Origin of the sequence: Salinivibrio sp. YCSC6 (genome assembly GCF_004916735.1) — a bacterium.
Taxonomy (GTDB): Bacteria; Pseudomonadota; Gammaproteobacteria; order Enterobacterales; family Vibrionaceae; genus Salinivibrio; species Salinivibrio proteolyticus.
This window is the reverse complement of record NZ_CP039516.1, coordinates 1,276,031-1,288,655: the sequence shown is the minus strand read 5'-3', so window position 1 is coordinate 1,288,655 and position 12,625 is coordinate 1,276,031. Positions and strand designations below refer to the sequence as shown.

At 46.3% G+C, this 12,625-nt stretch carries 10 protein-coding genes; 3 read left to right on the top strand and 7 right to left on the bottom strand.

Annotated elements, in window-relative coordinates; genetic code table 11:
• Positions 1–223: 223 nt before the first annotated feature.
• The 4 genes from E8E00_RS05930 to E8E00_RS05910 form a co-directional block, all read right to left on the bottom strand.
• Complete coding sequence (locus tag E8E00_RS05930; protein WP_136588371.1) at positions 224–769, bottom strand: hypothetical protein; 546 nt, start codon at positions 767–769, stop codon at positions 224–226.
• Positions 770–848: 79 nt separating this feature from the next.
• Positions 849–2,564: an ATP-dependent endonuclease gene (locus E8E00_RS05925; RefSeq protein ID WP_096628638.1), complete on the bottom strand. Its 1,716-nt coding sequence runs from the start codon at positions 2,562–2,564 to the stop codon at positions 849–851.
• 130 nt (positions 2,565–2,694) lie between these two features.
• The gene (locus E8E00_RS05920) at positions 2,695–3,675 is read right to left on the bottom strand and encodes a hypothetical protein (RefSeq protein WP_096628641.1); all 981 of its coding nucleotides are present in this window, start codon (positions 3,673–3,675) and stop codon (positions 2,695–2,697) included.
• Positions 3,676–4,135: 460 nt separating this feature from the next.
• Entirely contained in the window at positions 4,136–4,834 is a 699-nt protein-coding gene (locus E8E00_RS05910) for a hypothetical protein (RefSeq protein ID WP_136588370.1), read from the bottom strand.
• 601 nt (positions 4,835–5,435) lie between these two features.
• Here E8E00_RS05910 and E8E00_RS05905 point away from each other — a divergent pair.
• The 3 genes from E8E00_RS05905 (at position 5,436) to E8E00_RS05895 (ending at position 9,261) form a co-directional block, all read left to right on the top strand.
• On the top strand, positions 5,436–7,115 hold the full coding sequence (locus E8E00_RS05905) for an aspartate:alanine antiporter (RefSeq protein WP_069587238.1): 1,680 nt from the start codon (positions 5,436–5,438) through the stop codon (positions 7,113–7,115).
• Positions 7,116–7,215: 100 nt separating this feature from the next.
• Positions 7,216–7,890 (top strand): response regulator, encoded by a 675-nt coding sequence (locus E8E00_RS05900; protein WP_069587235.1) that lies wholly within the window; start codon positions 7,216–7,218, stop codon positions 7,888–7,890.
• Between the two features lie 3 nt (positions 7,891–7,893).
• Positions 7,894–9,261: an ATP-binding protein gene (locus E8E00_RS05895; RefSeq protein WP_096628650.1), complete on the top strand. Its 1,368-nt coding sequence runs from the start codon at positions 7,894–7,896 to the stop codon at positions 9,259–9,261.
• 144 nt (positions 9,262–9,405) lie between these two features.
• Here the strand turns inward: E8E00_RS05895 and pgsA are convergent, their stop codons facing one another.
• Genes pgsA through uvrY form a run of 3 tightly spaced genes read right to left on the bottom strand, consistent with a single transcriptional unit; the run spans position 9,406 to position 12,492 of the window.
• A complete protein-coding gene (gene pgsA, locus E8E00_RS05890; protein ID WP_069591012.1) occupies positions 9,406–9,966 on the bottom strand; it encodes a CDP-diacylglycerol--glycerol-3-phosphate 3-phosphatidyltransferase in 561 nt (186 codons plus the stop codon).
• A 49-nt stretch (positions 9,967–10,015) separates the two neighbouring features.
• Entirely contained in the window at positions 10,016–11,848 is a 1,833-nt protein-coding gene (uvrC, locus tag E8E00_RS05885) for an excinuclease ABC subunit UvrC (protein WP_096628653.1), read from the bottom strand.
• Positions 11,848–12,492, bottom strand: coding sequence for a UvrY/SirA/GacA family response regulator transcription factor (gene uvrY / locus E8E00_RS05880; RefSeq protein ID WP_069591014.1), 645 nt, complete (start codon positions 12,490–12,492; stop codon positions 11,848–11,850). Before uvrY ends, uvrC begins: the two co-directional genes overlap by 1 nt.
• Positions 12,493–12,625: the final 133 nt, after the last annotated feature.

Here is a 12,625-nt window from a genome sequence, read left to right as displayed (position 1 = left end):
GCAGGAGCGTGGGAACGAGAAATGGCCCTGTCACAGGATTGGCAGGCAGCGGTGAGACCGCAGTAAGAGACCTTATATATGTGTTTGTCGTAAGCAATGACTTAATGGCGGAAATGACAGAACGAAGTAGACCATTTTGTTGTTCGAGAACATTGGCTGCTCGCGCAGCCAAAAAAAAATATGCTATTGCCTATTGACCGGAGAAGGGCTCATATGTGTTAGGTTAAATTTCTAGCTGCTGCTTATATATTTCTATTTCCTGCTTATCTAGGCCAACTCTTTGTATATATTTGTATTCATCTTCATAAATCGACTCATATACAAGTGACAGCTCTAACTCTAGAGCTGATAGTAGTTTTACAAATTCAGTTTTGCATCCATATGCTACAGGATTTGTCGTTGGAGCCAGAATTTTAATAGCTTCTCCTGGAGTCAAGGATGCACCTTTTTTAAACCAACTTTCTGAATAGCATAATCCTTTCACACCAAGGTGATCATAGATTTCTGGCCAACTATTTTTTGTCATATCAAATTCTTTTCCATTCGCAATAATCTTCGCATCTTTGATAAATGCTGGACCAAGGCCATCATTTGCAACAAATATTCCGTTATCACCTCCGACACCGGGTAATCTAGGTGCAGATGTAATATATGGTTTTAATGACAATTTGTTATGTTCTCTCATCACGACACCTTGCCAAATTGAAACACAGACAGCAGCAAGGGCAATTGCCATTGATGATATATTTACAACTCTATCGGTTAACATTCTATACCTTTTAATCTAACGCCGCGCTCTGCGGAAAATTCCGAGCGCGGCGGAAAATTTGTCCAACAGCAGCGCATTGTTAGCAGCTTGATGCAATCGTAGTGACAAGCTTTTTAATTCGTTTATAAGAGTTTGGTAAGTTTTGATTACTAAGCTCTCGAAGAGTATCTAGCATTTTATCCAATTTTTTAGCAGCCTTATTCCTTTCTTCAAGGATAAATTTCCTATTACTTTGCTCTTCTGTTAAATCTAAAAGCTTAGACATTTCCTCAACAGCTTTATCCGAGCACAGTAAGTCCATTTCTAGATTGTATTTCATACAAACTATGTTATTTTTTTCGAATAAGTCCAGCGCTTTGCTATGATTTGTCTTCATGTGATTTAGAATTGCATCTCTATCAGACTTAGTTGGTATTAACTCATTTAGGATAATTCCTGATTTATACTCGTATCGATACTTGGGTAAACCTTGCCCATCTCTACTGAGTTTAAGCTCGTCATTTAGATACGGTATGAAATAGTCTTTATCCAGAATTGCTAAGTACGGGATTTCTAGTTTTTTCACTATATGAAAAGGGTAAGATAGGTTTCTTACTCCATCGATATTAATCAAGCTAATCCCATATAGGTCTAAATCAATTCCTGCGCGTTCAGCAAGAATCTTAACAACCTCGGCATCGTTCTTACTTTCCACGAAAATCACATGATTCGCGTAGAAAAAATCACTATTCCGATACAAATGAAATTGATAGTATTTGAACTCTTCTAAATCATGGTCCTCAAAGAAAGTGGAAGGTAATTTAAGTAATTTTGATTTAAACCCCCTAGTGGAATCAGACACTTTTCTTACTAATGCAATATTTAAGTGGTCAATATTATCAATTAGAACTGTAGAGTGTGTAGTGAGGATTACCTGAGCCACATCATCATCATGTGATGATCGGGTAATAGAGCTAATAATTTCACGCTGAGCTTGAGGGTGTAAATTTGTTTCAGGTTCTTCTAAGCCAAGAATGATATTCTGGTGTCTAAGATTTGCTAAAACTCTATGAAGGGCGATAATCGTTAAACTTTGCAACCCCGTACCACAATCGTCTAAATAGTGGTCAACACCTAGTTCATTAATATGCATTTCAATGCCATTTAAGAATGACATGAAATTCGAATCCTGATTGAAACTTAGAGAAAATTTAAATGTATGTCTAAGCGAATAGTAACCTTCAACGTCTTTGGCAATTCTCTTTAAAGCGCCATTTTCAAGATAGCCAGCTGCCGCTCTGAATTTTGGAGTTAGCGTGTCTCTTTTTTGCGTTTCGACTTTAAGATATTCTTCAACTAAATCTTTAATTAGTGCGTTTTCTTCCCACTTAAGCTGATCAGGATTTCTATTTGGCGGGATATATACAAACGCTATATTTTCTTTTATATTCTGGATTAAATCGTCAGGCGCAGAAATAAATTTCCCTTCGCTACGATATTTGTAAGATATTCTTCGGTTGGAAGAAGAATAGGCTTGCTGGATTTCAAGAACATCACCATCTCTATATGGTTGAAAATTTTCTCCGAGATTTCCAAATGTTACTGTAATTTTGGGAATGGACTTGCTGGTATACGCATGCTTCCCTTGTATGTACGAATGCTCTTCATTCTCCGGGTTAAAAAATGTATTTAATGCACGTATTACTGCGGATTTTCCGCTATTATTTTGCCCTACTACAGCATTAATATCGCTGAAACACATCGAGCATTGTTCGATTGATCTAAATTTCCTTATATCAATTTTTTTTATTTTCAATTTCTATACTTCCTTACTGCGGAGTAATCGTAGTCGTGGCTGCTAACGCTTGGCACAGCGGACGTTTTGGAGCGAATCAGGAGCGGAAAAACGTTCCGCCTGCTGTCATTGGTTATGTTTCATTGCCAAGTCAGAATGGGATATCATCATCAAACTCCGATTCTGCTGCGGGAAGAGCCTTTTGCGGCAATGGAAGGCCGTTCGCTATGTAAAGGTTTAATATATCCTCTCGATCCATGAAGAGTATCTGACTTCGCTTAGACGCGTCCAATTTACCTCCGAGCCAATTTCTCGCCTGTTTGGTAATTTCTCCTCCAGCAACTATAAATGCATGATCAACCAAGACACGTCGACTGGTTTCAGGGTCGAATATTTCATGGCCGAGCATCATCAATACCTGATTATAGATTTCGGAGACATTGGCGTTTGTAGCTTTAGTTACCCCCGAGGCATCAAGCTTTCCCTTTTTAACCTGTATGCCAAAGTAAAGAACATGCTGCGTGGGAAGGATGAACCGCATCCAAATGTCCTTTCCATACTCCAAAGCCTTATCTTTATGTCCTGCTGCTGTTATTCGGTGGTAACCCAACTGCCTGAATAGTGGCAGAAGAACATCTTCAATTAGTTCGTCTTCAGAGCATTTACTCAAGTAGCTAATAAGCTGGTCACGTTTTTCAATTTCTTTAGGAGTAAATGGCCTGTGAGGGTTTGCAGCGAGTGATATTTTGTTTGTGTCGATATGACGAATATAAAGAAGTTCATCCTCCCCATAGAAAGCCTCATAGCCTTCCCGTGACAAAGGTTTGTTCAACTCTTCCAAAGCCTTTGAACGATCAGAGTCACCTGGTTCAGCATCTGATTTGTGCATTAAAACTCGAAGAACATGAACAAAACGTTCAGGAAGAGCATGAGCAGCCGGTTGTGGCTCCTGAAGTAACTCCTCTAAGCGGTCTGCTGTCCAGTGCCGGCGCGTTGATCCATCGTGAACGAAATCAAGGTCACACTCCTCAAAAAACTGTGTGATAAAGCTGCTCGAGCGGTAGGGAAAAAACTCTTTATCTCCTACTACCAGTTCCGCGATCGCGCGTAAATTTCTACTCTTGAATTTCATTCCACCTCTGCGTGTTGGACAACGACCGAACTCTGGAAATCATGCGAACAGCCAACCACGAACATAACGAATGACATGGATTCCCCCTCTTGAAGATCTGCCACACTTTAGGTGCGGCCTTTAATACCGAAGGTAACCATGTCTACTCAATTCTTTTGTGACGTTGATCTCGCCAAGCAGCACTTTTCTCTTCACGCGGTGGATGACCACGGAAAAGTCATTCTCCATAATTCGTTCCCACGCAGGAGCGTGGGAACGAATTATGGCCCTGTCACAGGATTGGCAGGCAGCGGTGAGACCGCAGTAAGAGACCTTCTATATGTGTTTGCCGTAAGCAATGACTTAATGGCGGAAATGACAGAACGAAGTAGACGACTTTGTTGTTCGAGAGCATTGGCTGCTGCGCAGCCAAAAAAATGCCTTTGCCTATTGACCGGAGAAGGGCTCATATGTGTTATGTTTAGTTGCTCAACTCAAATGAATTATTTTTGCAAAGCAGCTTTGTGTACTGCGTACTTTTTACACCAGTTAAACTCTCACTAGATATTTTAAACTTTATAGTCTTGTTTTCTTCGATGAGTTTAGGGTTTATGTGAAGTACGAACTCAAATGTTTCATTCGATTCCAGTTCGCTTAAATGTGACCACTTAGCAATTATGTTGCTTTCTTGTCTGTGAGCAAACGGTTTGATCGTTGAACATCCTGTAACTAACTTAATGTCAACTGACTTCGCATAGTTGGAGCTAACATTCTTTAGACGAATTACCGCTACTCCATACTCTCCCCAGTCTAATACTATTCTGTTTTTGTAATCAAAACTTTTGATACGTTTTTCATTACTAAACAAAACTGATAAGAACGTACCGACTTCTTTATCAATTGTGTTTTCTGAAATATGCCAAGTAAACCAACATCTGTCAGACAATGACTTTTGTTTATAAAACAATATGTACGCGGAGATAAAAGCTAAAAAGCCACCTGAATAACCACCAAGGTAGCTCAACCAGCCGTCTTCTGTTCCATCCATATAACCAGGGACATACGCTATGAATAACTTGAATAGCAACGGAGTCAACATGGGAATTGCCAACCCGATTAGAACTAAAATAAATATATGCACATTATCTCCATATAAACATAACATTTTATTAGCGCGCACACTCACTTCCCCAAAACCGTTGCACGCGCCTTTTCTTTCTTAACTGACGATTATTAAAATACTTACAGCTCTTTACTATTGTCTCACTCTCGAGAAATTGGACAAAAAAGCCTACCTTTGAAGACAAGACCAGTTCTCCACGCTACCGCCCATCGATTGTCCGCATCCGGTAAGCGATCTGTCTCTTTGTTTACTTTTTAGCCTACCAAATGTCTAAATACCTTTTCATGCGCTAGTGTCCAAAATGTTAGCTAGCGCTTGTTCTGTGATATTTGCTCCAAAAAATTACTTTGCGGCCGGTTACGCGAGTCGCGTTTGGCGGATGTGGGCTGGGAAAAATAGCAGGCGTAAAAGTGTCGTCTTAGCGATGCTTGGGGGAGGCAAAAGCCGCAATAGCTGGGTGCTAGCGGAGGTGACAGCTGGCGTCTAGAAACTCGGCGGTGGTGAATTCTTTGGTTTAATTTGACCAAACGCGGTCAATTGGTCCTTTTTTACGCAAAATTAATGATTATTTCACTAAATTTGTACAACAAATTGTGATTTAGGTTGGTATAATTTTCACCACTTTAACCTCCTCCGCACGCTGTTGGATATTTGTGCTGTGAATATAGACGTCAATAACCTCCTGCTCCAAAACGATATTTTGCTCCTTTTTGTGGTACTTGCCATGGGCCTTGCGGTTGGAAAGGTCAAAATTGGTAATGTGCAATTGGGTGGATCCATCGGTGTACTGTTTACCGCAATCATTTTCGGTAACGCTGGGTTCACCTTCTCGCCAGATGCGCTCAGCATCGGTTTTATGCTGTTTATCTACTGTGTAGGTATTGAGGCAGGCCCGAACTTTTTTGGCGTTTTCTTCCGCGATGGTAAGTCGTATTTGCTACTGGCGCTCACCGTGCTGCTCAGTGCCATTGGCTTAACCTTGTTTTTCCAAGAGCAATTGGGGCTGGATATCAGCATTGCCACCGGCATGATGGCAGGTGCACTGACTGCAACGCCGGTACTGGTGGGCGCGAAAGATGCCCTAAATTCCGGACTCACGGGCGTTGAGGGTGAGCAACTGGGCATGATGATCGATAACCTCAGTGTCGGTTATGCCATGGCGTACTTAACCGGTTTGGTGAGCTTGATTGTGCTAGCGAAATTAATGCCGAAGTTACAGCGCCACAACTTAGAGCACTCTGCACAGCAAATCGCCATTGAACGCGGCTTGGGGAGTGAGTCGCAGCGTAAAGTCTATTTACCTATTATTCGCGCCTATCGGGTCGGCCCTGAACTCATTCAGTGGATTGATGGCCGTAATCTGCGCGAGCTGGGCATTTATCGTCAAACTGGCTGTTACATCGAGCGCATTCGTCGTAATGGCATTTTGGCGAACCCAGATGGTGACGCGATTTTGCAAGAAGGTGATGAGATTGCACTGGTGGGCTATCCCGATAGCCATGCCCGCCTCGACCCCAGTTTCCGTAACGGGAAAGAAGTGTTTGATCGCGATCTGCTCGACTTGCGCATTGTCGAAGAAGAAATCGTGGTAAAGAACGACAGCGTCGCGCAGAAGAAGCTATCCGATCTGAATCTGTCAGAATATGGCTGCTTCTTAAACCGTGTGGTGCGCGCACAGGTAGAAATGCCGATGGATCAAGGCATTATTCTAAATAAAGGTGATGTGCTGCAGATCAGCGGCGAGAAAAGTCGTGTGAAAGGTCTGGCTGAGCGCATTGGTTTTATCTCGATTCACAGCCAAATGGCCGATCTGCTCGCGTTCTGCTGTTTCTTTATTCTCGGCCTTGGGCTGGGGATGATCACCATGACCTTCGGCCAAGTGACCTTTGGTTTGGGTAATGCCGCTGGTTTGTTGTTGGCGGGAATTAGCTTGGGCTACTTGCGCGCCAATCACCCCACGTTTGGTTATGTGCCGCAAGGGGCGCTGAATATGGTCAAAGAGCTCGGGTTGATGACATTTATGGCTGGCATTGGATTAAGTGCCGGTGGCCGTTTATTTGAATACATCGCCGATATGGGCTTTTCAGTGATCATTGCCAGTATCTTTATCAGCGTTATCCCAGTGATTATCGCCTATTTGATTGGCGCCTATGTGCTGAAAATGAACCGTGCGTTGTTGTTTGGTGCCATTGTCGGTGCGCGTACCTGTGCGCCTGCGATGGATATGATTAACGAGCACGCCCGCAGCACCATTCCGGCGCTGGGTTATGCAGGCACCTATGCGATTGCCAACGTGATCCTCACCTTGGCCGGTACTCTGTTGATCATTCTGGTGTAATTTATTGGCTAACCTTCTATTCGGTCAGCAATAATTCAGCGACTATGCATATAATGAAAGCGTCCAATTTGGGCGCTTTTTTGCTCACAAGGGGTTACGCATGCAGGTGCTTATTATCGAAGATGATTCGATTCTCAGTCATCACGTGAAAACGGAGCTGACTGAGCTGGGTCATCATGTGCGCTGTGCCAGCACAGCCAGCGAAGGGCTGTATTACGCCGATCAATTTCCAAATGACATCGCAATCATTGACTTAGGCTTGCCCGATCAAGATGGTATCAGTTTGATTCGCGACATTCGCGCCAAGGGGCTGCGTTTGCCTATTTTGGTGTTAACCGCCCGCGCGAATTGGCAGGATAAAGTCACCGGGCTGGATGCCGGCGCGGATGATTATTTGGTGAAGCCGTTTCAAAAGCCAGAATTGGTGGCACGGCTGAATGCCTTGGTGCGACGGAGTGCCGGTTTTGTAAAGCCCACCATTACCGCAGGCGATATCGAGCTCGATTTGCTGGCCAAATCCGTCTCGGTAAAAGGTCAGCCTTTAGAGCTGACCGCCTTTGAGTATGATCTGTTTGAGTACTTGATTCGCCACAGCCGCGAAGTGATCTCCAAACAGCGTTTACTCGATGTGCTGTATCACGACCAAGACGGCGATCCGAATACCATCGAGGTGATGATTAGCCGTTTACGTAAAAAACTGGTACAAAGCGGTCATGAAAACCCGATTTCCACCGTGCGTGGTCAAGGGTATCTTTTTGAAATTCAAGCTGAGTAATTCATGAAATTAGGCCAATTCGCTTTGTGTCGTTGCCGCACGCGGTTGCGAACTCGTGTGCTTGCTACCTCGATCGGTATTATTTTACTGTTTTCGATTGCCCTTGCGGCGTTGATTAATAAGCTGTACCAGCAAAATTCAATGGCGGCGTACTCGCGCGATTTGGTGTCGCAAATTCCGATGGTGATGGCGCAGCTCAGCCGCGATGGCTTAATCCGTGCCGACCAGCTCACCGCGTGGATCCAATCGCTTGATCCATCGAGCTCGGATTATATGTCGGTACTCTGCACCCCAGAAAATCACACGTTATGGACATCGCGAGATGTCAAAGCCTTTGAGGTGGATGACATTTGTGCCCTCTTCCCTTCGCAAGCTACCACGCCACAATATCTCTCGATTGCCGGGTTTAACGTGGTGGCCCAACGGTTATCTTCTGATAAGCAGCCAAGCGATAGTCCTAATCATTTGTATGTGCTGCGTAATGTGGGGCAAGAAAAGCAACAGCTCGCCAATTTGGAAACAGAGACATGGTTTTACATCAGTTTGCTGTTCTTTTCTGCTTCTGCGCTGGTTGTGGCGGCCTGCCATTGGAGTTTTTCGCCACTGCGCCGCTTGGCGAGAGAGCTGATTGCAATCACCGAATCGCGCCAACAAACCTTGGACAGTGATTACCCTGATGAGCTGCAAGATCTCACCCAAGCACTCAACCAGATGATCACGCAGCGGGAAAAGCAAAAAGTGCGTTATCGTCACGCTATGGACGACTTGGCACATAGCCTTAAAACACGCTTAGCAGCCACCAACGCCCTACTCGATGATAACAGCTTGAATCGGGAGCAATTGAACAAGCGTATTTTGGAGCAAGTCAGCCAAATGGATGACATGGTCCAGTACCAGCTTAAACGGGCTTTGGTGGGGCAACGCGGCCTAAAGCGTGACGACAGCTCGCTAACCATTCCTGTCGATAGTCTGACTGGCATGTTAGATAAAGCCTATCGAGATAAACCAGTGACGGTGATCCGCGGCTTTGCTGACGATGCCACCCTCCCGCTTCATCGCAGCGATCTTATGGAACTGCTGGGAAATTTACTCGAGAACGCGTACCGCTTTTGTCTGGAGCAGGTGCTGATCCGATTGGAAGATAAAGGCGATGCGTGGCAGCTTTCTATCGAGGATGACGGCCCCGGCGTGCCGGAGTGCTATCGCGAGAGTATTTTTCAGCGCGGCGTGCGTGCCGATCAGCTAAATCCGGGCACGGGGATTGGCTTGGCGGTGTGCGATGAAATTATTGCCAGCTATGATGGCACCATTCAAGTCGCCCAATCCTCATTACAAGGCGCTGCGTTTGTTCTCACCCTGCCTAAACGCTAGCTAACACAGTTTTTGATGCCAACAAAAAACGCAGCCGTTTGGGCTGCGTTTTTCATTAAGCTGCATTTTTACTGGGCTGCGGGTATGTCGGACTCGGCGAGGCTGCGCATCTCCCACTCGCTAAGGCCGAGACACCAACGCGGGCTAATCGCTGTCTGGGTCTGCTAACAAATCGTCCTTGGCAGCCATCATATATTGGTACATCGACCAATAGGTTAAGCCGGTTGCGGCATAGAGCGCGACATAACCCAGCCATTCAATCCAAGGCGCGGCATGCCAAAGCAGCATCGTCAGAGCAAACATTTGTGAAGCCGTTTTAAATTTCCCCACCCAAGAGACAGCAACGCTGGCGCGTTTACCAATTTCTGCCATCCACTCGCGCAGGGCCGAAATAATCACTTCTCGCGCAATCATGGTCGCAGCGGGAATCGTGACCCAAATGGAGTAGTAATGCTCGACAATCAGCACCATGGCAATTGCCACCATCACTTTATCGGCAACAGGATCGAGAAAGGCGCCAAACCGGGTCGATTGTTTTAAACGGCGAGCTAAATACCCATCCAACCAATCAGTAACACCGGCAATCACGAAAACGAGTGCCGCGGCAAACGGAGCCCATTCGTAGGGCAAATAATAGGCGATGACAAAGACCGGAATTAGCGCAAGGCGCAAAAAGGTCAAAATGGTGGGTATATTAAGGCGCATGCTCAGCTTTTTATTGTTGGATTGACTACGTTATGTTGCCCCATTGCCTCTAACCTTGCAATGAGGAATGAATTTTCTCTGCCAGTGTTCGGCTGATCCCGGGGACTTTGGCGATTTCTTCGACACTGGCGTTGCGCAACTCTTGGATCCCACCAAGATATTTCAGCAAAGCTTGGCGACGTTTTGGGCCAATACCTTCGATTTGAGTCAGCACACTTTGTTTGCGCGCTTTTCCACGTGCGGCACGGTGTCCAGCAATAGCGTGATCATGGCTTTCATCGCGGATGTGTTGAATAAGGTGCAACGCCGGTGAGTCGGCCGGCAACGAAAATTGCTCGCCAGAGACTTTGATCAGTGTCTCTAGGCCCGGTTTACGGCTGGTCCCTTTGGCAACACCCAAAATAAGCGGATGAATGGGCCAATCGGCGATCAGGGGTTTCAGTACCTCCCACGCGCGATTGAGCTGCCCTTTACCCCCATCAATCACGATAATGTCGGGGATTTTTTCTGGCTCGAGCTGTTTGCTGTAACGACGGGTCAGCACTTGGGCCATTGCGGCGTAATCGTCGCCGCCGGTGATCCCTTCAATGTTGTAACGGCGATACTCTTTTTTTAGCGGGCCATCTTGGTTAAACACCACGCACGACGCCACGGTTTTTTCGCCCATGGTGTGGCTGATATCAAAACATTCCATGCGCTTGACGGGGTTTAACCCTAGCGTTTCTTGCAGGACCTTGTAGCGGTGCTGGATGGTCATGCGATGGTTTATCTTGCTGGTTAACGCCGTACGCGCATTGGTGTTAGCTAGCTTTAAGAAGCGTGCCCGCGCGCCGCGTGGTTTGCTTTGCAGTTGCACTCGCCGCCCGGCGATTTCACTCAAGGTATCTGACAACCAGGTAAGATCGTCGCCGATGTCATCAGAAATCAAAATGTGGCTAGGAATGGTGCGCCCTTCTGCTTGGGCCAAATAAAACTGGCTGACAAAGCTAGACACCACCTCGGCAGGTTCTGTCTCCGCCGGTATTTTGGGGAAGTAGCTGCGGCTACCTAACACCTTACCTTGGCGTAAAAACAGCACATGAATACAGGCCACACCATTCTCAAGTCCAAACCCGATCACATCCAGATCTTCGTCGCTATCTTGAGAGACAAACTGCTGCTCTTGCACGCGACGCAAGGCTTGGATTTGATCGCGGTATTCGGCGGCTTTTTCGAATTGAAGCTGCTGACTGGCGGTTTCCATTTTTTCCACCAGCGAATCGATCACTTGGCGGTTTTTGCCCTGCAAGAATAACCGAGCAAAATTCACCTGCTCGGCGTACTCCTCATCACTGACCAATCCGGGCACACAAGGCCCCGCACACCGACCAATTTGGTACATCAAACAGGGACGACTGCGGTTGGCGTAAACGGAGTCTTCACATTGGCGAACGGGGAAAATTTTCTGCAGCAGGTGCAGGCTTTGTCTTACTGCGCTCGCATCCGGAAACGGGCCGAAGTATTCGCCCTTTTTCTTTTTCGCACCGCGATGAACTGCCAAGCGAGGGTGGGTATGGCCGCTTAGATAAATGTAGGGGTAGGATTTATCATCGCGCAGCAACACATTGTATTTAGGCAGGTGTTGCTTGATGAGGTTGTGTTCAAGGATCAGCGCTTCCGTTTCCGTGTGAGTGACGGTGACTTCCACATTGGCGATGTTGCGCACCAAGGCTTTGGTTTTTTCGCTGGAAACTTGCACACGAAAGTAGCTGGCAAGACGCTTGCTCAGATCTTTCGCCTTACCCACATAAATGATCTCACCCGAGGCGTCCATCATGCGATAAACGCCCGGTTGGTGAGGCACCGTTTTTAAAAAGCTTTTTGAATCGAATGTGTCTGGCACTACAGAGTCTCGGTATCTAACATCCCGTGACGAATGGCGAGGTGAGTCAACTCTACATCCCCGTTAATGCCCAGCTTGCTAAACAAGCGATAGCGGTAACTATTAACGGTTTTGGGGCTTAAACTGAGCTGCTCGGAAATGTCCGTGACTTTTTGCCCTTTGGTGATCATCAGCATGATCTGCAATTCACGCTCAGACAGCTCCTTGAAAGGGTTGTCAGAAGAAGCGGAGAACTGACTAAGCGCCATTTGCTGGGCAATATCCGGGGAAATGTACCGTTGGCCACTATTGACCATGCGAATCGCATTCACCACTTCGTCTGCGCCCGCCCCTTTGGTGAGATAGCCCGCGGCACCCGCTTGCATCACCTTGGTTGGGAATGGGTTCTCAGTGTGAATCGTGAGTACGATGATCTTGGCATCCGGCGAGTAGCGAAGCAACTTACGTGTGGCTTCCAAACCCCCGATGCCCGGCATGTTCATGTCCATCAGGACAATATCGGCGTGATTTTGCCGACACCACTTGAGTGCGGCTTCACCGCTGTCGGCTTCCCCTACCACTTTAATTCCACGGACGTCTTCTAATAGACGTCGAATCCCTGTGCGAACCAGCTCGTGATCATCTACAAGGAAAACAGTGATCAATCTTGTATCTCCACTTGGTTTGGTTCGCCAACTTGTTGCTTCACCGCAACGGTTGGACGTGTCTTAACGCATATTACTTGAGTTTTACCACGGATGAAAAGGCAACAACAGGGGCGATGTGCCGAATCGCAAA